Origin of the sequence: Devosia sp. ZB163 (assembly GCF_028613635.1) — a bacterium.
In the GTDB taxonomy this organism is placed as follows: Bacteria; Pseudomonadota; Alphaproteobacteria; order Rhizobiales; family Devosiaceae; genus Devosia_A.
The window spans coordinates 723,082-745,889 of the sequence record NZ_JAQRMY010000003.1 but is presented as its reverse complement, the minus strand read 5'-3'; the positions used below and the strand labels follow the sequence as shown (position 1 = coordinate 745,889).

Sequence of the window (22,808 nt, the reverse complement as noted above, 5' to 3'; positions counted from 1 at the left end):
GCAGCCAGACCAAGGCCACGGTCTCGGCTTCGGGGTAACGCAACGAGGCGTTCCGGCACCAAGGCGGCTTGCGACAGGTTACCGACTATCTGACGAGTTTTCGGCGGTGCCGTGGCGACACGGCAAAGAAGGAACCATCATGGACGCGATTGGTGCCGACCAGCCTTTCATGGCGCTGGTCGACGACGACTCACATTCTGCCCGGCTGATGATCCGGATGCTGCTCGCCCATGGCGCGCCGTCGGTGAGCTGGCTGAACGGCGAAGCTTTGGCAACTGCCGAGATCGGCAAGCTGCTCGAGGACGATTCTGCGACGATCCCCGGACTGGTGATCGTCGACCTCAAGGGTTCTTCTACCGCGACGCGTGACTTCATCGTCAAGCTGCGCGGCATGGGCGACGGCAGGGCGTTGCTGATCGCGGCCATTGCGCCGTCGCAAGAGCGCGAGACGCGTGACTTTCTACTGTCGGCCGGTGCCGACGCTGTGTTCGAGCGTCAGGCCGACATCAACTTCTTCCGTCGCGAAGCGGCGGCAATCGTGGGTTTCTGGGTGCGCAATCAGCACCTGGACGCGGTTGGCACGTAATCACTGCGTCCACAGGTTACGTGCCGGCGGAGAGCGCGTTGCATACTGGCAGGCCACTGCCGATTGCATTCCCAAACGCGCTCTCCGTTCTCCCGCCTAACCGGGGACATGCACCCTGGGGACTGAGCTACCGTCCGGCGCTGATATCCCTGCAGCGCTAGATGGCTGAGCCGACGACCCCAAGCGTCGGCTCAACAGTGCGGCTCGTCGTGTTCCCTCACACGACGACCGCCAACTGCCGGAGAGACGGGGCGCGGCGACCCTCCTGACGCCGCCCCGCCCTCTCCGGTTTCGGTGTGCACCCAGTTGCGGCGGACCTGCAGCTCGGGTCAGCAGGCAAGGCGCGGTTGCGGTTTTTTTCTCCCTCCGCAACCGCGCTTAGCCCGCCTCGGTTGACCGGCAAGGCCGGATCACCGCATTGTCCGCCTCCCGACTGGAGGCCTTCCCCGATGTTCAGGTTATCGATCTTTGCTGCCGCCGTGCTTGGCATGCTGGCCACGCCGGGCCTTGCCCTTGCCCAGGACGAAGCCGTCGATACCTTTGTGCTCCCCGCCTTCAACGGCGTTGCCGTCTCGCAGGCGCCAGAAGCGGGCCTCGGCGTGTGCTTCGGCACTTTTGCCGCGGACGCCATGCAGTGCGCCGTGGCGCAGTGCATGGAGCAGAGCGGCCTCGGCGAAGAAGATTGCTCGCCCAACCTCTGGTGCTATCCGCACGGCTGGGTCGCCGACATCTTCATGCAGCATTCGGAGGGGCCGCACTGGCACAAGTTCGTCTGCGACCAGCAGGATCAGGTGAGCCTCGAGGCTATCGTGAAGACCGAGTGCGCCAAGGATTACCTCACCTCATGCGAGGCGGTGCGCATCTGGGACAATGACGGCCAGCAGGTGTTCGGCGAGGGCGCCGATCCGCAGTTGCCGGCGCCGCCCACCGCCGAGGAATGACACTCCGCTAGTGTCTGGTGTGACCCTTGTGATCGGGCTTGTCCTTGCGCTTGGTCGAAGCCAGCTCCTCCAGCTGTTCCTCGCTCATCGACTGGTACATCGACTTCGAGGCGCCCTGGAGTTCGCCGACGCTGGTGTCGCCGCGCTTTGCCGCCAGAGCCGCGCCGGCCGCCTTCTGCTGGGACTTGGATACTGCAGGCATCTGAACCTCCATCGTTCGATGTGGATTCAACCTTTGTCGCCCGCTTGAGTTCCGGGATTGATGTTCTCGTTCCCGACGCTCACCACCTTGTGCGAGAAGGCCCGGAGGGCCGCGAGCACGAGGACCGAGAACAGCGCAACGACGAGCGCGATAAGGTAGTAGCCGAGGGCGGCGGTGACACCGACCGCGCCCGCCAGCCACATCCCGGCCCCCGTCGTGAGCCCCTGCACGCTGCCGCGCTGCTGGAAGATGGCCCCTGCCCCAAGGAACGCAATGCCCGCCGTCACCGCCTCGATGGAGCGGATCGGATCGGGATTCTGGCTGCCCCCCTCGAGGGCGAGGTCGTAGATCTCGAAGGCCAGCACGGTGAACAGCGCCGCCGCGAGCGCGATGAGCATGTGGGTTCTGAGCCCGGCCGTGCCACCCTTCGCTCCGCGCTCGAAGCCTATCATTGCCCCGAGGACTGCAGCGATCAGCAGCCGGATGATGATGACGCCCTGTGAATTGTAGTGTGTGTCCTGAAAGCCGATTGCGGCCGCCCAATCCATGTGACGCTCCCTGTTGACGCTTGCCGCAATCAACGGAGGCTCGCCGAACCGGTTCCGTCAGCTCTTGTAGGTCTCGCTGCCCTCGCGCATCAGCCGGCGCGGTCCGCTGCCTTCCTCGGCCAGCTGGTCATTCAGGTTCATGAGCGGGCAACTGACCGTACTGAGGCAGCCACACCCGATACAGCCGTTGAGTTCGTCGCGCATGCGCGTCATCAGCACGATCCGGCGGTTGAGCTTGTCGTGCCAGTGCTCGGACATCCGGCGCCAGTCATCGGCGCTCGGCGTATGCCCCACCGGCACATGCGACAGCGCCTCGGCCACCTCCGACAGTGGAACGCCCAGCTCGGTGCCCATTCTCACGATGGCGAGACGCCGCAGCACATCGCGATCGTACCGCCGCTGGTTGCCCGACGTGCGGTGGCTGCGGATGAGGCCCTTGCGTTCGTAGAAGTGCAACGCCGACACGGCGAAGCCGCTGCGCTCGGCAACCTGGCCAACGGTGAGCTCACGCGACATTCTTCATTTTGCCCCTTTACCTCAACTGCACTTGAGGTTGTAGACCCTCGCCAACGATTTGGACAGCCCACCGGGATTCGACTTATGACCACGCATCAGAGCGGCTGGCGCGACCTGTTCGCGGACGGCCGGGCACTTGCCGTGACCGTTTTCGCTGGTGGCGTGGGCCTCCAGGCGATCGAAACCTTCATCGGCTCCACTCTTCTCCCCTCGGTCGTCGCCGAGATCGGCGGACTCGAGCTGTTTGCCTGGAACACGACGGTGTTCATCGTCGCCTCCATCATCGCCTCGATCTTCGCCGCCGTCCGGCCATTCGGCATCGGCCCCCGCGGCAGCTATGTCCTTGCGGCGACGGGTTTCGCCATTGGAAGCCTGATCTGCGGCTCGGCCTCCAGCATGGAGATGATGCTGTTCGGGCGCGCCGTCCAGGGTTTCGGCGCCGGGCTGCTGACGGCCATGAGCTACGCCATGATCCGCATCGTGTTTCCCGAGCGGCTCTGGGGCCGCGCCTTCGCGCTCATCTCGAGCGTCTGGGGCGTTTCGACCCTGATCGGCCCCGCCATCGGCGGTGTCTTCGCCACCTTCGATGCGTGGCGCTGGGCCTTCTGGCTGCTGGTGCCGCTGGCCGCCCTGCTCGGCCTCCTTGCCTTCCGCGTCATCCCCGCCCGCAGCAACGAGCGCGGCATGACGGCCTTCCCCATTCCCCAAATTCTGCTGCTGATCGGCGCCGTGCTCGCCGTATCGGTGGCGTCCATCCTGACCGAGGGCGTGATGCTGCCTACGCTCCTGGTTGGACTCGCGGTGCTGGCGATCATCGCGCTGGGCGTGATCGACCAGCGCCGCGAAAACCGTCTCTTCCCGCGCGGCACCTTCTCCCTGGGCTCGCCACTGGCAGCGCTCTTTGCCGCCATGCTGCTGCTCAACGCCGCCATCGTCTCCGACATGTTCGTGCCGCTCTTCGTGCAGGAGTTGCACGGGCAGGCGCCCCTCATTGCCGGCTATATGGTGGCCCTCGTAGCCGTCGGCTGGAGCACCGGATCTGTCGTCACCTCGAGCTGGACCGGCAACCGCGCCCGCGCGGTGCTCGTCATCGGGCCTGTCCTGCAACTCGTTGCCACGATCGGCCTCGCCCTCTTCCTCGGCCGCGACAACACCGCCGGTGAACTGCTGCCCCTGCTGCCGGTCGGCATCTCGCTGGTGCTGCTCGGCCTCGGCATCGGCATCTCCTGGCCACATGTGTCGACCCGCCTGCTGCAGGCCGCCCCTGCGGGCGAGGGCGACCTCACCTCGGCCTCGATCTCGATGGTCCAGCTCTTCGCCTCGGGCCTCGGCGCCGCGGTTGCCGGCGTCATCGTCAACTCCGCGGGCCTCGCCTCGGCCCACACCACCGTGACGACGATCAGCGCCTCGAACTGGCTCTACGGCCTGTTCCTGCTGGTCCCGCTGGCCACGATCCCGATCGTCTGGAGCATCGTCCGCGGCGACCGTCTCGCCGGCGAAACTCAGCCGGCGGAGTAGCGTCTGTCAGGTTCCCGTAAGGTTGCGAGGCCTAACGTACGGTAATGGACATCCGACTGAAACTCATCTGCACAGCCGTGTTCATCACCCTCGTAGTGACGTTCTGCGTCACACTGACAGCGATTTACCGCCTCGGAGCCTGACCTCCAGCCGCGGCGGTTCGGTCGGGGCGAGCCACCAGCCCCGACCACCCCTACACTGTCCGCAGCCATCCACCGTCGACGAAATACGTCGAACCCGTGGAGTAGCTCGCCCGGTCGGAACACAGGAAGACGAAGAAGTTTGCCAGCTCCTCGGGCGTCGCAAACCGCTTCATGCCGCCCGCCTCGTCGGCCACACCCTGCAGGTGCGCCTCGTATCCGTCCTCGCCGGCAAGCTGCTTGGCCGTCTTGATCCAGTCCGGGGTAAGGACGAGACCGGGATTGATGGTGTTGACCCGGATGTTGTCCCCGACGACCTCGTTGGCGAGGGTCTTGGAGAACATCATCAGCGCCGCCTTGGTCGTGTTGTAGATTGGCTCGTACCAGAGCGGCTGGACGGCGCAGATCGAGGCGTTATGGATGATGGCGCCCCAGTTGTGGATCTTCATCTGCGGTACCAGTCCGCGCGCCAGCCGGACCGCCGCCATCACGTGCAGGTCCCAGTAATACTGCCACTTGGCGTCGTCGGCCTCGGCGATCGTCTCGTTGGAACCGGTGCCGGCGTTGTTGATGAGGATGTGCGCTCCGCCCAGTTGCGCCGCGGCGGTGACGATCTTTGCGCACCCCTGGGCGGTCGCAACGTCCGCCGCGACGCCGTGTGCCTCAACGCCCCACGTGGCCCCGATCCGGGCCGCCTCGGCATGCACCCGCTCCTGCCCGCGTGCCGTGATCAGCACGCTGGCGCCCTCTGCCGCCAGGCCTTCTGCCACCGCGAGTCCAATGCCGACACTGCCGCCGGTGATGACGGCGAGCTTGCCTTTGAGACCCAGATCCATCCGATCGCCCCCTAGAAGACGCCGTAGTTGCTGGCCCGCTGCCCCAGGTAGTGCAGCAATGGAGCCGCGTAGCAGAGCATGAGCGCGACCGGCTCCTCGCCCATGCCGATGAGGAACTCGAGATCGTCCACGAGACTGCCGACGTGGAGTTCGGGAGCGTCCGCGTCCTTGGCGATGTACTCGCTCCCCAACGGGACCGACCAGTAGAAGTCGGCATCGAGTGCCACCGTGCGGACGCCCTGCTCCTCAAAGAGGTTCAACAGCTGGTTCAGCTGCACCCGCAGGCTGGCGATGTCGACTTGTACTGGTGAGGTCATCAGGTCTCTTCCATCAATATCTGCAGCTTCACATCCGTCGGTCGGCCTTCAACCGCGCGGTCGAAGGCCTTGATCGAGTCCTCGAACTTGAACGTCCCGGAAATCAGCGGCTTCAGGTCCACCCGGCCGGACGCCATCAGCGCGATGGCCCGGTCGTACTGGTGGGCGTAGCGGAACACCGAGGCGATGGTGATTTCCTTCACCGACAGCGAGGCGATGTCGAAATCCACCGGCTCGACCGGCAACCCGACCACGACGATCGTCCCGCCCGGCCGGACCACGTCGACGATCCCCTGCCAGGCGCGGGGCGAACCCGAGCACTCGAACACGATGTCGGCGCCCCAGTTGTCCGTCAGCCTGTTCACCTCGTCGAGGAGCTTCTTGTCCCGGATGTTGACCGGGATGATGCCCTGGTACTTCGCCGCGATATCGAGCTTGGGCTGGGCGAGGTCGGTGATGATCACCCGTGCGCAACCACCGGCCAGCGCCGCCAGCGCCACCATGGTGCCGATAGGCCCCGCGCCCATCACGATCGCCGTGTCACCGGGCGTGATCTTCGCCTTGGTCGCCGCCTGCATGCCCACGGCAAAAGGCTCGACCATCGCTCCCTCGGCAAAACTCACGTTGTCCGGCAGCTTGAAGGTGTAGTTGGCCGGATGCACGACGAAGGGCGTCAGCACCCCGTGGATCGGCGGCGTTGCCCAGAAGGTCACCGCCGGATCGATATTGTACATCCCCAGCCGCGAGGCTCGCGAGTTCGGATCGGGGACGCCGGGCTCCATGCACACCCGGTCGCCGACCTTGAGGTTGGTCACCCCTGCCCCGACCTCGACCACGGTGCCGGCCGCCTCGTGACCAAGCACCATGGGGGCGTTGACCACGAAAGGCCCGATCCGGCCGTGGGTGTAGTAGTGCACATCGGAGCCGCAGACGCCGACCGTGTGCAGCTTGACCTTCACCATGCCGGGACCGACGTCCATCGGCAGATCGATGTCACGGAGTGTGAGTTCGTGCTGTTTCTCCAGCACGAGAGCGCGCATTTTCGTCATTGTACCTGGGGGATCTCTTCGCCGACCTTGTAGTGATGCGTAGGCCCGGTGGCGCCCTCGGCCGGTGGCTTCATTGCCCCGGTCATGATCGCCACGGCATCCGACATCGAGAACTTCTTGGGATCGATGATCGCGATGCGCCTGCCGAGCCGGTGGATGTGGATACGGTCCGCCACCTCGAACACATGCGGCATGTTGTGCGAGATCAGGACGATCGGCAAGCCGCGCCGCTTTACGTCCATCATGAGCTCGAGCACACGCCGGCTTTCCTTGACGCCTAGTGCCGCCGTGGGCTCGTCCATGATGACGACGCGCGACCCGAACGCCGCCGCCCGGGCCACCGCCACACCCTGTCGCTGGCCGCCCGACAGCGTCTCCACCGACTGGTGGATGTTCTGGATGGTGAGCAGGCCCAGTTCGTTGAGTTTCTCGCGCGCGATCCGCGCCATCTTGGTCCGATCGAGCCGGCGCAGCCATTGCCCGGTCCAGCCCGGTCTCCTGAGCTCCCGGCCAAGGAACATGTTGTCGGCAATCGACAGCGCCGGGCTCAGCGCGAGGTTCTGGTACACCGTCTCGATGCCGGCGTTGCGGGCGTCCATGGGCGATTTGAAGTGCACCGGCTGACCGTCGAGCAGGATCTCACCGCTGTCCGGGATCACCGCACCGCACAGCGCCTTGATCAGCGTCGACTTGCCGGCACCGTTGTCGCCGATGACCGCCAGGATCTCGTTGCGGCGGAGGTCGAAGTCGGCGTTGTCGAGCGCGACCACGCGGCCATAGCGCTTGTTGAGGCCCCTGCCCTCGAGGACGATGTCCCCGGCGTTGCCGGACGGCACACCCATGCTGGTCAGGTCGCTCATGCCGATATCTTTCTGATCCACTGGTCGATAGTCACCGCGACGATGATGAGCACGCCCACCGCGAAGTCCTGCCACAGCAGCGCGAGACCCGAGAGCGCCAACCCGTTCCGGAACACGCCCACGATCAGCGCCCCGAACAATGTGCCGATGATCGAGCCGCGTCCGCCGAACAGGCTCGTTCCGCCGATCACCACGGCGGTGATCGAGTCGAGGTTGGCGGTTTGCCCGGCCTGCGGGCTCACTCCACCGATGCGCCCGATCAGCACCCAGGCCGCGATCGCGCAGATGAGGCCCGCCAGCGCGTAGACCGCGATCAGCACCCGGTCGGTGTTGATGCCCGAGAGCCGGGCGGAATCCGGGTCGTCGCCCGTCGCATAGACATGCCGTCCGAACGCCGTGCGTCGGAGGATGTAGGAGAGGACGATAGCCAGCGCGATCATCAGCAACGAGCCGTAGGTGACCACCCACCCTCTCAGCCACGGCAGGTCGAGCCCGAAGAACAGCCCGATGTCGTAGAGCTTGAACAGCTTGCCGAGCCATAGGAGGAACGGCGCCGCCGCCTCCATGTCCACGGCCCGGATCGTCTCGGAGTTCGAGTAGAACGTGTTGAGCGCCCCGAAGATGCTCCACGTACCCAAAGTCACGATGAACGGCGGCAGCTTCAGCTTGGTGATGATCAGCCCGTTGAGCAGTCCGCAGGCAAAGCCGGCCAGGAGACCGAGCGGAAATGCTATGTAGACCGGCACGCCATAAACCACGGCCGTCCGTCCCATCACGACCGAACACAGGATCATGATCAACCCGACCGAAAGGTCGATACCCGCGGTCAGGATCACCAGCGTCTGCGCCATGGCGAGGATTGCAACGATCGTCACCTGCTGCAGCACCACCGATAGGTTCAGCGGCGACAGGAATTTGCCCGGAGCGGCGAGAGCGAAGATGATGACGCCGACCATCAGCACGATCAGCGGGATCAGCGTGGGATACTCGTGCAGTATGCCCTGCAGCCGCCGGACGATACTCGGGCGGTCTTCCTCGAAGCTCGCCACCGACTGATCCGCACCCGCCAGCCCGCTCTCGGCCTTGGTCGAACCCACTGCGTCGTCGCTCATCCCGTGTCCTCCTCCCGGGGTTAAGCAAGGGGACGCCAATGAGGCGTCCCCTCGACCTCTCGAAATTAGTCGCTGCGCGGCACGCTTTGAAGCGATCAGCCCCAGCAGAGACTCTTGCCTTCTTCGACCGAGATCGACGGCACGCCGTCGACCGGCTTGGCCGTGATGAGCGACGCGCCGGTATCGAGGAAGCCGACCTCCGGATCGATCGCGGGCAGCGTGCCCGAGACGATCGCGTCGAGCGCCATCGCGGCCATCTTCAGCGGATACTGCTGGCTGGTCGCGCCGATGACGCCCGACTCGACGTTGGCAACGCCCGGGCAGCCGCCGTCGATCGAGACGATCAGCACCGAGCCGTCATCCTTGCCCACCGCCTTCAGCGCTTCCCACGCACCGGCGGCTGCCGGCTCGTTGATGGTGTAGACCACGTTGACGTTCGGGCACTTCTGCAACGCGTTCTCCATCGCAGTGCGGCCCTTTTCCTGGTCGCCCTGGCTGATTTCGTGCGTGCAGATGCGTGGATCGTCCTCGTCGCCGTATTTGTTGGGGTCCTTCACGTCGATGCCGAAGCCGGCCATGAAGCCCTGGTCGCGCAGGTAGTCCACCGTCGGCTGGTTGGTGGCGAGGTCGAGGAACACGATCGAAGCGTCCTTGGCCTTGTCACCCAGCGTTCCGGCGGCCCACTTGCCGATGAGTTCACCCGCCTTGCGATTGTCGGTGGCAAAGGTCGCGTCGGCGGCGTCCATCGGATCAAGCGGCGTATCGAGCACGATCACCTTCAGGCCGGCATCACGCGCCTTCTGGATGGTCGGCACGATGGCCTTGGAGTCCGAAGGCACGATGGCAAAGCCCTTGGCGCCGGCCGAGATCAGGTTCTCGATGCAGGCCACCTGGCCGTCATTGTCGCCGTCGAACTTGCCGGCGCAGGAGATCAGCTTGGCGCCGAGCTCCTTGGCCTTGGCTTCGGCGCCCTCACGCATCTTGACGAAGAACGGATTGGTTTCGGTCTTGGTGATCAGTCCGACCGTGACCTCCTGGGCGAAGGCGCTCCCGGCGAAGCCTGCAACGGCAATGGCACAGGCAAGCGTCGTCTTCAGAAAACCGAGTCTTCCCATAAACTCCTCCCGTTGTTGCAAAACCTGCCCGGCTGCCAGTTGGCTCCGGCAACGCAGACAAGAGGCAAGGGCCGGCGTGCCATGCACGCAGTCCTCCCCCGGCCAACAGCGATAACAGCGCAAGCTCCGCGGACTGTCAATAAATTAGTCCACTTGATTTATTAATTGACATGCTGGGTGCCTGGGGATGATCCTTTAGTTCGGGAGGGGATAGGAACCCCGTGTAGTCGATTGCATATTCGGCTTCGCCGTGGCCTTTTTCCGCCACGACGGAGGAACGGAACTTGTCAACCGATGCAATCGAGAGGAGGTCGCGACCAGTGGCCACCGGCGCAGGAGCGAGAGATGCCGGACTGAAGCCCGGGGCAGCCACGCGCGGCACCAATCAGACCGGCGTGCGCCTCTACAACGAACGTCTCGTGCTCTCCCTGATCCGCCGCCATGGCGACCTGCCCAAGGCCGACATGGCGCGCATGACGGGGCTCTCGCCCCAGACCATCTCGATCATCACCAATGCGCTCGAGGCCGACGGCCTGCTGCTGCGGGGCAACCCGCTGCGTGGCAAGGTCGGCCAGCCGCTGGTCCCCTACTCGCTCAACCCCGAGGGGGCGCTGAGCTTTGGATTGAAGATCGGCCGGCGCAGCGTCGACCTGTACCTCATCAGCTTCACCGGTGAGATCCTGAAGCTGCAGCACAAGACCTACCCCTACCCCACGCCCGACGGCGTGCGCCGCTTCGCCCGCGAGGGCATCGAGAACATGCTCGCCGACCTGCCCGCGCACCTCGCCGCCCGAATCTCCGGCGTCGGCATTGCCGCGCCCTACGAGATGTGGACCTGGCACGAGGAGATCGGCGCTCCCGCCGCCGAGATCGATGCCTGGCGGCAGGTCGACGTCCGCGCCATGATCGCCGAACTCTGCTCCTGGCCGGTCTATTTCGCGAACGACATCACCGCCGCATGTGCCGCTGAGCTGATGTTCGGCCACGGCGCCGACTATTCCGACTATCTCTACGTCTTCATCGGCTCGTTCATCGGTGGCGGGCTGGTGCTGGACGGCCACCTCTTCCCCGGCCGCACCCAGAATGCCGGTGCCCTCGGCTCGATGCCGGCGCAGGATCCGGGACAAGTCGTACGGCCGGGCCGCACCCCGCAGCTGATGAACGTTGCCTCGATCTACACGCTCGAGCGCAAGCTCGTCGCCCAGGGCCGCAACCCCGAGGTGCTGTGGCAATCGCCGGACGACTGGGGCAACGACCTCGGCCCGGTGCTCGACGAGTGGATCGACGAAGTGGCGCAGAGCCTCGCCTACGCGATCGTCGCCGCCATCGCCGTGATCGACGTCGAAACCGTACTCATCGACGGCGCGTTCCCGACCCATGTGCGATCCCGCGTCATCGAACGAACCGAGGCCGCGATCGCGGCGATCAACCGGCAGGGCCTCTCGCCCTTCCGGCTGCTGCCGGGCAGCATCGGCAATGCGGCGCGGGCCATGGGCGGAGCATCGCTGCCGCTGCTCGCTAACTTCACGCAGGACCGTGAAGTGCTCTTCAAGGACAATGCCTAAGCCCCTGCCGCAACGATCAGGGTAACCAGTTCGCAAAGCTTGCCGGGCAGACTGCACCAGTCTCCGCCCGGCAGGTTCCATGACCAGCACCCGAACGAAGCTTCGCCGAACGATTTCGATGCTGGTGCTGGCAGCAGTCGTCGTGGTCGTCGCCCTGGCCGCTGCTGTGCTGGCGGGCTTCCTCTTCTGGTCGGCCCATGAGATCGACCAGAGCGCGTCCGAGCGCCAACGCGTCCGGATCGCACAGGCGGTCAAGCTGCAGCTCGACGCCGTCCCCCGCGACCAGGAAAGCGCCGCCGTTTGGGATGATGCCGTTGTCGCCGCCCGCGACCGCGACATGGAGTGGCTCGCGTTCAACATCGGAAGCTGGACCTACACCTATTTCGGACACGACGAGAGCTACGTGATCTCGGCCAATGACGAGGTCGTCTACGTCGCGCATGACGGGGTTACGGTCCAGCAGATGGACCGGGCGTTCGAGACGCGTCGCGAGCTGATCGAGCCCATAGTTGCCGAAGTGCGCCGTGTGGCAGCGAGCGGCTACCTCGATACACCGCCCCATATCGCCGACTACGCTCTCATCGACGGCCTGCCGGTCATCATCAGCGCCATTCCGATCGTCTCCGACACCGGCAACATCGGCCAGCGCCCCGGTCGTGAGGCCGTGCTCATCTCCGTCGTCCGGCTCGAACTCGACTACGAACTGCGCATGATGCAGCGCTACATGACCGAGGTCGGCCGCTTCACTACCAATCCAGCGGCGGGTGCCGATCTCAGCGTCATGCCCATCGCCAACCGCGCCGGCCGCATCATCGCGTTCTTCGAATGGATCCCCTACCGCCCGGGGGCCGAACTGCTCGGCCGCACCGGACCGGCGCTTGCCGCCACCTTCGCCGTGGTCGCGCTGCTTCTCGCTGCCCTCGCCAGTCGGTTGCGCCGTGCCCTCAATGCCCTCGAGCATCGCCGCATCGAGGCGGAACGCCAGGCGGGCCACGATCCGCTGACCGGCCTCCTGAATCGGCTGAGCTTCGACCGCCTGTTCGACGCCCGCCTCAGCACCCAGACCCCGCGTGATGCTCCCCTGGCGCTGCTCATGCTTGACCTCGATCGCTTCAAGCAGGTCAACGACACGCTGGGCCACAGCGCCGGCGACGACCTGATCTGCGCCGTGGCGGATCGGCTGCGCGACGTGATCGAACCCGGTGACGTGCTGGCGCGGCTGGGCGGCGACGAGTTCGCCATCCTGCACTCGTCATTCGCCGGCCAGGTCGAGGTTACCGCCCTCGCCCACCGCATCATCGAGGCTATCGGTCGTCCCTTCCGCATCCAGGGCAGCGAGGCCTTCGTCGGCGTTTCCATCGGCATCGTCATCGCCGACGATGAGATCGACAGCCACGAATTGAGCCGCAAGGCCGACATCGCCCTCTACGAGGCCAAATCCGCCGGCCGCAATCGCTCCGCCGTCTATCGCGAGGCCATGGGCGAGGTCGTGCAGAGCCGCCATTCAGTTGAGGCCGACCTGCGCGAGGCCCTGCGCGTACCGGGTCAGCTCTGGGTCGCCTACCAGCCGCTCTGCGACAGCGACGGCAACATCATCGGCGCCGAGGCCCTGATACGCTGGACCAACCCGCGGGTCGGCGACATCCCCCCGGCGCGCTTCATCGGCGTGGCCGAGAGCAGCGGCCTCATCGAACAGTTGGGCGAGTTCGTCCTGCGGCGTGCCGCCCAGTTCGGCGCGCGCTGGCCTGGCCGGAACATCGCCGTCAACATTTCGCCCGCCCAGCTGCGCAACCCGACCTTCCCCGATCGCGTCTTCGCCATACTCGCCGAAACAGGCATGAACCCGGCCGACCTCGAAATGGAGATCACCGAGAGCATCCTCATCGAGGACGAGACCGTCGTGGCGGGAGCCATCCGCGCCTTTCGCGAGGCCGGCATCCGCATTGCGCTCGATGATTTCGGCACCGGCTATTCCTCGCTCAACTACCTCCAGCGCTACCCCGTCGACCGCATCAAGATCGACCGCTCCTTCGTCAGCCAGCTGATGACCTCGAACGGCACCGACGCCATCGTCCAGGCGCTTGTGACGCTGGCACGAGCACTCGGCATCGAGGTCACCGCCGAAGGCGTCGAGACGCGGGAACAGTACGAGGCCCTGCTGGCCATGGGCTGCGACACGTTCCAGGGCTACCTCTTTTCCGCGCCGCTGACCGTGGGCGACATCGAAGTGCGCCTGAGGGAGGCAAGCCAGGCGACTTCGCGGGTCGCCTGAGTACTTTCCCTTAACCAGCCCAGCTAACGCCACTTTCGCGAACGCCCCCTAAGTTGCCGCGACAACAGTTTGAGTTTGGGGGCTCAGAATGCGCACCGAGCGGCGATCCGGCTGGCAGTTCTCGTTCAAGGTCCTGATCCCGGTGATGGTGGCCGTGCTGGTGACAGCCGGCACTGCGACTGGCTTCGTCCTGTGGTCGGCGTCAAAGAGCGACGACCGGGCGCTCCAGCGCCAGATGCGGCTCGTCGAACACATCCTCAAACAGGAGTGGGACTACGTCGCCACCGCCGGCCAGGATGCGACCGCCTGGGACGACGCGGTGACCGCCGTCCGCGACGGCGACCTCGAGTGGATCGATGAGAACCTGGGCCAGGGCATCTACAACGACCATGCCCACAACCGCATCTACGTGCTCGATCACGACCTGAAGCCCGTCTACGCCATGCGTGATGGCGGAGCCGTGGCCGCCGATACGTTCGAGACCGATCGCGCCGCCTTCGCGGGCCTGCTCGACCGGCTGCGTGGCGTCGACGGCGATGCTGCCATCGACTCCTACAACAACGGCTTCGCCGATGTTCCCAGCGCAACCGACCTCGTCATGATTGGTGGCCAGCCGGCCCTGATCGGCGCCGTGCCAATCCTCTCCTGGTCGGACGAGCTCGACGTGCCCCCGACCGAGGCGCGCTATCATGTCGTCGCCCGCTTCCTCGACGGCGCGGTGGCCGAACAGCTCATGGGTCAGTACCTGATCGATGGGGCCCGCTTCGACACCAATGCGACCGCCGCCGCCAACGAGGCGGTCTACCCGCTCAGCAACCTCGCCGGCACGCCGATCGCCTGGTTCAAGTGGCAGCCCGACCGGCCCGGCTCGCTGCTCCTCACCGAGACGGCTCCCGCCATGGGCGCCGCCCTCCTCGTTGCCGGCATCGTCATTGCGCTGCTGATGCGCAGCCTCCGCCGCTCGTCGGCCCAGCTCGAGGCCGAACGCGCCCGCGCCGAGCACCAGGCCCTGCACGACCCGCTGACCGGCCTCGCCAACCGCGCCATGTTCCAGCAGCGGCTGACCCAGGCGCTCGAGCGCCTCAGCCCCGGCGGCGACCCCGTGGCATTGCTCGCGCTCGATCTCGATCGGTTCAAGCACGTCAACGACACGCTCGGCCATGAAGCCGGCGACGAACTGCTCCGGCAGGTCTCCGGCCGCATCAATGCCCTGCTCGGCGACACGGACACGCTTGCCCGCCTCGGCGGCGACGAGTTCGTCATCCTCCAGGGCGCCATCAAGACGGTGAGCGAGTCGAGCCGGCTCTCCGAGACGATCATCTCGCGCGTCTCCGAGCCCTACAAGCTGGCCGGCACCGATGTCCGCATCGGCGTCTCGATCGGCGTCGCCCTTGCCCGCAACTCGGCCAACGACGGGCTCGACCTGCCGGCCCGCGCCGACTTCGCGCTCTACCAGGCCAAGGAATCGGGCCGCAATACCTTCCGGCTCTACGACGAGCTGCAGCCGGAGGAAGGCGCCCGCGAAGCCGGCTGACGCTAGCCGGCCTCGGCCAGCACCGCTGCCAGCCTCACCTCGCGCTGCCGGATGCCGGCAGCGCCGTCGCCCCCTGCCAGCCACATCTCCCCGAGCCGCCCCTTGTCGAACAGGGCGTAGAGGCACGGCGCGATGTAGCTCGACCGACAGATCGCCGGCGTGTTCTGGAGGAACGCCGCAACCTGCCTGGTGACGGCCGCCATCTGCCGCTTCCGTGCCGGCGGGCTCTCACCTGGCTCGAGCCTGGCCAGCGCCTCGGCGGCCAGCGCGCTTGCATGCATGGTCCGGAAATCCTTGGCTGTAACCGGCACGCCGGCGATTTCCCGCAGGTACCGGTTGATGTCATCGGTCCTGAGCGGCCTCGCCACCCCATCCTCGCCCCGATACATCAGCAGCCGCTTGCCCGGGATCGACTTCACCTTGCCGACCGCCTCCGCAAGCTGGGCATCCGCAAGCCGATAGCTCGCCGTCTTGCCGCTCTTGGCGGGAAAGCTGATGACCACCTCGTCGCCATGTACCGCGACATCACGGCTGAACAGCGTGCCGGCTCCGCGCGTGCCATGCGCATCGAGATACCGCTCACGGCCCACCCGCATCGCCGTGCGATCGATGAGCGCCACACTCAGCGCCAGCGCCAGTTCCTTGCTGCCCGCCTCGGCCCTCAGGTCCTCGCGGACACGGCGGCGGATGCGTGACAGGGCCGCCGTCAGCGTCCCAAGCTGCTGCTGCTTCCTGCGCGTGCGCCGCGCCTCCCAGTCCGGATGGTAGATATACTGAAGCCGCCCCGCCGCGTCGCTTCCCACTGCCTGGATATGCGCATTCTGCGCCGTGGCAATGCGGACGTCGGTCCACGCCGGCGGTATGCCCAGTGTCCGGACGCGCTCGTACAATTCGGCATCGCGGATGGGCGCGCCTTCGGCATCCCTGAGGCCAAACCCACGACCATGGCGGACGCGACGAATCGTGAGATCGTCGCGTCCGACGCGCTTCAATCTCGCCATCGCATTCAGACGCCGGTCGTGGTCCCGGGCGGCGGTGAGTTGAACACGAAGAAGATCAGGTAGATCAGGGCAAATGCCACGATCACTCCCGTAATGGACCAGACCAGCACCCAGAAGTTCGTGAGGCGATGACTACCCTGGCGAACCTCGGTGGTCGACTTGTGGGCATCGTAGGTCTTCATGGTGCTACTCGCTTAAGGACGAACGTGAAAAACCAACGCCTCGTCACCCCGCTGGTTCCGTCCCCACTTGACCGGGCGCCTGCGCTGACTGACGCTGGCGCATGTTGACCGCGGCCGTTTCATGACCATCTCGCCCGAACTCCTCACCCGCATGATCAAGGCCGGTGCCGGCGAAGAGCCCGCCGATGTCGTGATCAAGAACGTCCGCCTGCTCGATGTGATCTCGGGCACCATCACCCATACCGACATCGCCATCGTCGCCGACCGCATCGTCGGCACCTACGGCTACTACAACGGCAGGCAGCTGATCGAAGGCGACAACCGCTACGTCGTCCCAGGCTTCATCGATACGCACCTGCATATCGAGTCCTCGCTGGTCACCCCTTTCGAGTTCGAGCGCTGCGTGCTGCCGCATGGCGTCACCACCGTGATCTGCGACCCGCACGAGATCGCCAACGTGCTCGGTGCCGACGGCATCCGCTACTTCCTCGAGTGCGCCGAGCGCGCGGTGATGGATATCCGGGTCAACCTCAGCTCCTGCGTTCCGGCGACCCAGCACGAGACGTCGGGCGCGCGCCTGGAGATCGCCGACCTCGAGAAATTCCGCGGCCACCCCCAGGTCATCGGCCTCGCCGAGATGATGAACTTCCCCGGCGTCCTGGCGGGCGATCCCGGAATCATCGCCAAGCTCGTCGCCTTCCAGGGCGGCCATATCGACGGCCATGCTCCGCTGCTCAGCGACCTCAAGCTCAACGGCTATCTCGCCGCCGGCATTCGCACCGACCACGAGGCAACCACCGCCGTCGAGGCGCGCGAGAAGCTGCAGAAAGGGATGGCCATCCTCATCCGCGAGGGCTCCGTCTCCAAGGACCTCGATGCCCTCGCCGAAATCCTCGACGCCGATACCTCGGCCTATGTCGCGCTCTGCACCGACGATCGCAACCCGCTCGATATCCTCGAGGAAGGCCACCTCGACTCATCGATCCGGCGCCTGATCGCGCGCGGCCGGCCGCTGCATCACGTCTACCGCGCCGCCTCGCATTCGGCCGCCCGCATCTTCGGGCTCAAGGACCGCGGCCTCGTTGCCCCCGGCTACCGCGCCGACATCGTCCTGCTCGATGACCTCGAAGGCTGCCAGGTCGCCGAAGTGGTGTCTGCCGGCCGCCTCGTTCGCCCCGAACTGTTCGAGCGGCGCCAACTTGTGCCGGCCGTCGGCCTCTCCTCGATGAAGGCCAGTCGCGTCGGCGCCTCCACCTTCACCGTCCCGCCCAATCCGCGCCAGAACGAGACCCCGGTCATCGCCGTCCGCCCCGGGCTGATCATCACCTACCGCGAGACGGCGGTACTGGAGGTCTCCGACAAGGGGACGCTCCCCGACATCGAGAACGACGTCATCAAGATCGGCGTGATCGAACGCCACGGCATCAACGGTAATGTCGCGCTGAGCTTCACCAAGGGCTTCGGCCTCAAGCGCGGCGCGATTGCCTCCTCGGTCGGCCACGATAGCCACAACATCACGGTCGTCGGCGTCAGCGACATCGACATGGCGGTGGCGGTGAACCGGCTGATCGAACTCGGCGGCGGCTTCGCCGTGGCCGACGGCGGCAAGGTGACGGCCGAGCTCGCCCTGCCGATCGCCGGTCTGATGAGCACCCTGAGCTTCGAGCAGGTGGCCGAGAAACTGCATCGCCTGCGCGAGGCTGCCTTTGCGCTCGGCTGCACGCTGCCCGAGCCCTTCCTGCAGGTCGCATTCCTCGCTTTGCCCGTTATCCCGCACCTCAAGATGACCGACCGTGGATTGTTCGACGTGGACAAGTTCGACTTCGTCACATGAGCATCGCAAGCCGGTTCCTGGCTGATCTGTACAAGCTGCCCAAGCGCAAATGCGGCATCGTGCGCACGCGGGGCATCCGCGTGCCCATGTATGACGGCGTCACGCTCGTCACCGAACATTTCGCCCCCAAGCTGCCCGGACGGCACCCCACTATCCTGATGCGCGAACCCTACGGGCTCTCCGGCTTCGCCACGATAGGCGAGGTCTACGCCGAGCGCGGCTATCAGGTCGTGCTGCAGGCCTGCCGCGGCACCGACAAGTCGGAGGGGGTGTTCGATCCCTTCGGGCACGAGCGCGAGGATGGTCTCGCCACCATCGACTGGATCAAGGCCCAGCCCTGGTTCGACGGCCGCCTCGGCACCTCGGGCCCGAGCTATCTGGGCTACGCTCAGTGGGCCATCTGCGATGCCCTGCCCAAGAAATCCGCCATGGCCATCAAGGTCACCAGCGCCGAGTTCGAATCCATCGTCTTCCCCGGTGGCGGGTTGGCGGTGGGACTTTGGCTCAGCTGGATCCAGACGGTCGAGGGCATCAAGGGCAACCCCATCCGTACCGCGCAGCGCATGTTCACCGGCGGCATCGAGCGCACGACGCTCAGCGCCACCATGAAACTGCCGCTGCGCGACGCCGACAAGCGCGTCACCGGCCGCGTCGTGCCGTTCTGGCGGCAGTGGATGAAGGAGGCCATCGGCAACGATGCCTTCTGGCACAAGCTCGACCACACCCACCGCATCGGCGCGCGCACCCCGCCCACCAGCTTCACCTCGGGCTGGTACGACTTCATGCTCGACCAGCTGCTGCGCGACTACTCCGTGATGGTCGATGCCGGCCAGGAACCACACCTCACCATCGGCCCCTGGACCCATGTCAGCCCGGACCTGCAGATGGAGAGCGTCAGGCAGACGCTCGAATGGATGGATGCCAAGCTTTTGGGCGACACCTCGAACCTGCGCCAGCCACCCGTCCGCCTCTGGGTTTCCGGCGAGAACCAGTGGCGCGAGTTCGACCGCTATCCCCCGATCGAGCCCGAGAGCCAGATCTGGCAGCTCCATCCGGACAAGATCCTGTCCCAGCGTCCCGTGCGCGCCTCGCCGCCCGACACCTACACCTATGACCCCCGCGACCCGACCCCGGCCATCGGCGGCGCCATGTTCGCCTTCAAGGGCGCCGGCCCCGTCGATCAGGCTACGCTCGAGTCACGGTCCGATCTCTTGGTCTATACCTCGGAGCCGCTGTTCAACGCCGTCACCATTCTCGGCCAGGTCCGCATCGCGCTCTATGCGCGCTCGAGCCTGCCGAACACCGACTTCTTCGTCCGCCTCTCTGACGTCGACGAGAACGGCGTCTCGACCAATGTCTGCGACGGTTTCCTGCGCAAGACCTCCGGCGATCCGGCGGTGCCCGACGACATCTGGAAACTGAGCTTCCGCATGCATGCGGCCGCCCACACGTTCCAGCGCAACCACCGGCTGCGCGTCGTGGTCGCCAGCGGTGCCCACCCCCGCTATGCCCGCAACACCGGCACCGACGAGCCGCTCGGCGAGGCGACGACACTGGTCGCCGCGGACATCGAAGTCTTCCACGACCCCGCCCATCCCAGCGCCATCCACTTGCCCGTGGTCGAACTCGACAGGGCCTGAGCTAGTTGTCGTAGAACCCGGCCCTGCGGCAATCCTGGATCGACAGTTGCGACAGGTTGAGGCGCGTCAGCGCCTCATCGACACCATCAGCCCCATTCGCCCAGTGGCTGGATGGATCGGCCACCGACTCTCCCGGCGCCGGCTCCTCCGAAGGATTGTTCACCAGCGACGTGCCCATGCGAAAACGCAACGCGTCGCACTGTCGGTCGACGCGCGTGGCATCCGCCGGCGACAGCTCAACCCCTTTGATCGAGGTCTGCGCCACCGCCGGCAGGGCCAGACCAAGCATCAGCGCCACAACGAGAATTTGCTTCATTCGACGATCTCCAGTGCAGATCATAGCGCCCTCCCCTCCCGGCGTCATGGCCGGTAACGCAAAAGGCGCGGCGTTGCCACCGCGCCCTTTCATCGCAGTCCGGGAGACTGTTACTGCACGAGGCCCGCGTCCTTGCAGGACTGGTAGGTCAGCAGCGCCAGGTCGATGCTGGTGGTCGTGGCCGCGTCCATACCGGCATCGGTATCGCCGGCCGACGCGTCAGTGCTGGTCTCGGTCGAAGCCTGCGTGTCGGCCGTCACGCCGGTATCAACCTGCTCCTTGGCGGCCAGCGTGTCGCACGCCGCCTGCACCTTGGGCAGGTCTTCCGCCGAGACGGTCGCACCGCCGACCACGGTCTGCGCAAAGGCCGGACCGGCGAACAGCATCGCACCAGTGAGTGCCAGGGCAGAAATCAGGGAACGAGTCATGGTTTGTCTCCTACGTTCTTGTCGTTGAGGCCCTGCTTGGCCTGCTCTCGGAACGAGGGGAGCGGGGCATGGTTGCCCCGTCGCAAAACAACGTGACCCGTGGAACCTTGCGGACGTGAGGCCGATCAGGCGCCCGCTTTCACCTTCTCGCGCGCCGCGTGAAGGATGGGCTCGGTGTAGCCCGACGGCTGCGTCGCACCCTCGAGCGCGAGGTCCAGCGCCGCCTGGTAGGCGATCGAAGTGTCGAACTTCCCCGCCATCGGCACATAGAGCGGATCGTCGGCATTCTGCCCGTCGACCACCGCCGCCATCTTCTCGAAAGCCGCCCGAACCTCGGCTTCGCTGACCAACCCGTGCATCAGCCAGTTGGCCACTGCCTGCGAGGAGATACGGCAGGTCGCGCGATCCTCCATCAGCCCGACATTGTTGATATCAGGCACCTTGGAGCAGCCGACGCCCTGGTCCACCCAGCGCACCACGTAGCCGAGGATGCCCTGCGCATTGTTGTCGAGCTCGCGCAGGATCTGCGCCTTGTCGAGCGTGCTCCTGTCGAGCACCGGCATCGAGAACAGCTCGTCCAGCCCCGGCGTCGCCTGGTTATGGCGCCGCTGCTGCGCCTCGAACACGTTGATCTGGTGATAGTGCAGCGCATGCAGCGTCGCCGCCGTCGGCGACGGCACCCAGGCCGTGTTGGCGCCCGCATTCGGATGGGCCGCCTTGGATGCCAGCATTGCCGCCATGTCGTCCGGCCGCGCCCACATGCCCTTGCCGATCTGCGCTCGTCCGGAGAATCCGGCCGCAAGCCCGATCAGCACGTTCCGGTCCTCGTAGGACTGGATCCACTTCTCGGCCTTCACATCGTCCTTGCGCAGTACCGGCCCGGCCAGCATCGAGGTGTGGATCTCGTCGCCGGTGCGATCGAGGAAGCCGGTATTGATGAAGAACACCCGGCGACGCGCCGCATGGATCGCTGCCTTGAGGTTGGCGGACGTCCGCCGTTCCTCGTCCATGATGCCGATCTTGATGGTCTCGGGCTTGAGCCCCAGCATCTTCTCGACCGCCGCGAAGATATCGCAGGCGAACTGCACTTCGTCCGGCCCGTGCATCTTCGGCTTCACGACATAGATCGCCCCGGTCGTCGAGTTGACCTTGTCGCTCATCGCGCACAGCGCCGTCACCGCCGCATCCATCAGCCCTTCGCCGATCGGCTGCCCGGCCGGATCGAGCACTGCCTTCGTCGTCATCAGGTGCCCGACATTGCGCACCAGCAGCAGCGACCTGCCCTTCAGCACCAGCGGCAGCCCGGCGACATCCTTGTACTGCCGGTCGGCATTGAGCTTGCGGGTCATCTGCTTCCCGCCCTTCTCGAACGTCTCCTCGAGCGTGCCGTTCATCAGCCCGAGCCAGTTGCGATAAACTCCGACCTTGTCTTCGGCATCCACCGCCGCAACCGAGTCCTCGCAGTCCTGGATCGTGGTCAGCGCCGACTCGATCACCACATCGGCCAGCCCCGCCTTGTGCGACGCACCGATGGTGCTCGCGGGATCGATCACCAGAACGACATGGAGCCCGTTGTGACGCAGTACCAGTTCGCCGCGCTCCTGCGTGCCGCCATAGCCGGCGAACTGCGCCGGGTTCTTCAGCCCAACACGGCCGGCCGCCGTATCGACGACGAAGCTCCGGCGCTCGCCATCCTTCACGACATGATAGCCGGTGACGTGCCGATGGCTGCCCGAAGCCAGCGGGAAGGCCTCGTCGAGGAAGTCCGCGGCCCGCTCGACCACTGCGGCCGCCCGCTTCGCATTGAAGCCCTTGCCCGGCGCCAATTCGCCCTCGCGTGAAATCGCGTCGGTGCCGTAAAGCGCGTCGTAGAGGCTGCCCCAGCGCGCGTTGGCCGCGTTCAGCGCGTAGCGCGCATTCGATACCGGCACCACCAGTTGCGGCCCGCAGATCGATGTGATCTCGGGATCGAGCCCGCTCGTCTCGATGGTGAAATCCGCAGGTTCGGCAACGATATAGCCGATCTCCCTGAGGAAAGACTGGTACTTGTCCGGATCGGCCGCAACCGGCCCGTTCGCCTTGTGCCAGTCGTCGATCTGTGTCTGGATCCGATCGCGGATCGCGAGGAACTCCCGGTTCTTCGGCGCGAACTCGCGCACCAGCCCGGCGAACCCGCCCCAGAACTGCTCGGGCGTCACACCCGTCCCCGGGATGGCTTCCTTCTCGACGAAATCGACCAGCAGCCGATCGACCTTGAGGCCCGATTTCTCGATGTAGTCAGCCATATTCGCTTCCT

Annotated in this window: 22 protein-coding genes; 8 read left to right on the top strand and 14 right to left on the bottom strand. The window is 65.9% G+C overall.

What is annotated here, in order from left to right; translation table 11 throughout:
• Positions 1-139: 139 nt before the first annotated feature.
• Both PRN20_RS17435 and PRN20_RS17430 read left to right on the top strand, forming a co-directional pair.
• Positions 140-586, top strand: a complete 447-nt coding sequence (locus PRN20_RS17435; RefSeq protein ID WP_273958880.1) for a hypothetical protein — start codon at positions 140-142, stop codon at positions 584-586.
• A 449-nt stretch (positions 587-1,035) separates the two neighbouring features.
• Positions 1,036-1,527, top strand: a complete 492-nt coding sequence (locus PRN20_RS17430; protein WP_273958879.1) for a hypothetical protein — start codon at positions 1,036-1,038, stop codon at positions 1,525-1,527.
• Between the two features lie 7 nt (positions 1,528-1,534).
• Here PRN20_RS17430 and PRN20_RS17425 read toward each other — a convergent pair whose 3' ends face one another.
• From PRN20_RS17425 to soxR, 3 genes are read right to left on the bottom strand one after another with little or no spacing between them, the layout of a single operon-like run.
• Positions 1,535-1,729, bottom strand: a complete 195-nt coding sequence (locus PRN20_RS17425) for a DUF3008 family protein (RefSeq protein WP_273958878.1) — start codon at positions 1,727-1,729, stop codon at positions 1,535-1,537.
• A gap of 26 nt (positions 1,730-1,755) precedes the next feature.
• Positions 1,756-2,277 carry an MgtC/SapB family protein gene (locus PRN20_RS17420; RefSeq protein WP_273958877.1) on the bottom strand — a complete coding sequence of 174 codons (522 nt, stop codon included), beginning with the start codon at positions 2,275-2,277 and terminating at the stop codon, positions 1,756-1,758.
• A gap of 57 nt (positions 2,278-2,334) precedes the next feature.
• Positions 2,335-2,793, bottom strand: a complete 459-nt coding sequence (gene soxR / locus PRN20_RS17415) for a redox-sensitive transcriptional activator SoxR (protein ID WP_273958876.1) — start codon at positions 2,791-2,793, stop codon at positions 2,335-2,337.
• 84 nt (positions 2,794-2,877) lie between these two features.
• Here soxR and PRN20_RS17410 point away from each other — a divergent pair, with 84 nt between their 5' ends.
• Positions 2,878-4,311 (top strand): MFS transporter, encoded by a 1,434-nt coding sequence (locus PRN20_RS17410; protein WP_273958875.1) that lies wholly within the window; start codon positions 2,878-2,880, stop codon positions 4,309-4,311.
• 193 nt (positions 4,312-4,504) lie between these two features.
• Here PRN20_RS17410 and PRN20_RS17405 read toward each other — a convergent pair whose 3' ends face one another.
• From PRN20_RS17405 to PRN20_RS17380, 6 genes are all read right to left on the bottom strand, one after another.
• The gene (locus PRN20_RS17405) at positions 4,505-5,287 is read right to left on the bottom strand and encodes an SDR family NAD(P)-dependent oxidoreductase (RefSeq protein WP_273958874.1); all 783 of its coding nucleotides are present in this window, start codon (positions 5,285-5,287) and stop codon (positions 4,505-4,507) included.
• 11 nt (positions 5,288-5,298) lie between these two features.
• A complete protein-coding gene (locus PRN20_RS17400; RefSeq protein ID WP_273958873.1) occupies positions 5,299-5,604 on the bottom strand; it encodes a hypothetical protein in 306 nt (101 codons plus the stop codon).
• Entirely contained in the window at positions 5,604-6,653 is a 1,050-nt protein-coding gene (locus PRN20_RS17395; RefSeq protein WP_273958872.1) for an NAD(P)-dependent alcohol dehydrogenase, read from the bottom strand. The genes PRN20_RS17400 and PRN20_RS17395 overlap by 1 nt, the downstream gene beginning before the upstream one ends.
• Positions 6,650-7,513 carry an ATP-binding cassette domain-containing protein gene (locus PRN20_RS17390; RefSeq protein ID WP_273958871.1) on the bottom strand — a complete coding sequence of 288 codons (864 nt, stop codon included), beginning with the start codon at positions 7,511-7,513 and terminating at the stop codon, positions 6,650-6,652. The genes PRN20_RS17395 and PRN20_RS17390 overlap by 4 nt, the downstream gene beginning before the upstream one ends.
• The gene (locus PRN20_RS17385; protein ID WP_273958870.1) at positions 7,510-8,625 is read right to left on the bottom strand and encodes an ABC transporter permease; all 1,116 of its coding nucleotides are present in this window, start codon (positions 8,623-8,625) and stop codon (positions 7,510-7,512) included. The genes PRN20_RS17390 and PRN20_RS17385 overlap by 4 nt, the downstream gene beginning before the upstream one ends.
• Before the next feature lie 95 nt (positions 8,626-8,720).
• The gene (locus PRN20_RS17380; RefSeq protein ID WP_273958869.1) at positions 8,721-9,740 is read right to left on the bottom strand and encodes a sugar ABC transporter substrate-binding protein; all 1,020 of its coding nucleotides are present in this window, start codon (positions 9,738-9,740) and stop codon (positions 8,721-8,723) included.
• A 320-nt stretch (positions 9,741-10,060) separates the two neighbouring features.
• Between PRN20_RS17380 and PRN20_RS17375 the strand changes: the two genes are divergently transcribed.
• The 3 genes from PRN20_RS17375 (at position 10,061) to PRN20_RS17365 (ending at position 15,111) form a co-directional block, all read left to right on the top strand.
• Positions 10,061-11,305, top strand: a complete 1,245-nt coding sequence (locus PRN20_RS17375; protein ID WP_273958868.1) for an ROK family transcriptional regulator — start codon at positions 10,061-10,063, stop codon at positions 11,303-11,305.
• Between the two features lie 79 nt (positions 11,306-11,384).
• Positions 11,385-13,577, top strand: a complete 2,193-nt coding sequence (locus PRN20_RS17370) for a putative bifunctional diguanylate cyclase/phosphodiesterase (protein ID WP_273958867.1) — start codon at positions 11,385-11,387, stop codon at positions 13,575-13,577.
• Positions 13,578-13,665: 88 nt separating this feature from the next.
• Positions 13,666-15,111, top strand: coding sequence for a diguanylate cyclase domain-containing protein (locus PRN20_RS17365; RefSeq protein WP_273958866.1), 1,446 nt, complete (start codon positions 13,666-13,668; stop codon positions 15,109-15,111).
• A 2-nt stretch (positions 15,112-15,113) separates the two neighbouring features.
• On the opposite strand, the gene PRN20_RS17360 is transcribed toward PRN20_RS17365, so the two are convergent.
• Together PRN20_RS17360 and PRN20_RS17355 are read right to left on the bottom strand one after the other, a co-directional pair.
• Positions 15,114-16,103 carry a DNA topoisomerase IB gene (locus tag PRN20_RS17360; protein ID WP_273958865.1) on the bottom strand — a complete coding sequence of 330 codons (990 nt, stop codon included), beginning with the start codon at positions 16,101-16,103 and terminating at the stop codon, positions 15,114-15,116.
• A gap of 14 nt (positions 16,104-16,117) precedes the next feature.
• Positions 16,118-16,294 carry a hypothetical protein gene (locus PRN20_RS17355; RefSeq protein ID WP_273958864.1) on the bottom strand — a complete coding sequence of 59 codons (177 nt, stop codon included), beginning with the start codon at positions 16,292-16,294 and terminating at the stop codon, positions 16,118-16,120.
• A gap of 121 nt (positions 16,295-16,415) precedes the next feature.
• Here PRN20_RS17355 and ade point away from each other — a divergent pair, with 121 nt between their 5' ends.
• A complete protein-coding gene (gene ade, locus PRN20_RS17350) occupies positions 16,416-18,128 on the top strand; it encodes an adenine deaminase (protein ID WP_273958863.1) in 1,713 nt (570 codons plus the stop codon).
• A complete protein-coding gene (locus PRN20_RS17345) occupies positions 18,125-19,768 on the top strand; it encodes a CocE/NonD family hydrolase (RefSeq protein WP_273958862.1) in 1,644 nt (547 codons plus the stop codon). Before ade ends, PRN20_RS17345 begins: the two co-directional genes overlap by 4 nt.
• Position 19,769: 1 nt before the next feature.
• Here PRN20_RS17345 and PRN20_RS17340 read toward each other — a convergent pair whose 3' ends face one another.
• The 3 genes from PRN20_RS17340 to PRN20_RS17330 all read right to left on the bottom strand — a co-directional run bounded on the left by PRN20_RS17340 (position 19,770) and on the right by PRN20_RS17330 (position 22,797).
• Entirely contained in the window at positions 19,770-20,084 is a 315-nt protein-coding gene (locus PRN20_RS17340) for a hypothetical protein (protein ID WP_273958861.1), read from the bottom strand.
• Between the two features lie 110 nt (positions 20,085-20,194).
• A complete protein-coding gene (locus tag PRN20_RS17335; protein ID WP_273958860.1) occupies positions 20,195-20,512 on the bottom strand; it encodes a hypothetical protein in 318 nt (105 codons plus the stop codon).
• Positions 20,513-20,637: 125 nt separating this feature from the next.
• Positions 20,638-22,797: a malate synthase G gene (locus PRN20_RS17330; RefSeq protein WP_273958859.1), complete on the bottom strand. Its 2,160-nt coding sequence runs from the start codon at positions 22,795-22,797 to the stop codon at positions 20,638-20,640.
• Between the last annotated feature and the right edge of the window lie 11 nt (positions 22,798-22,808).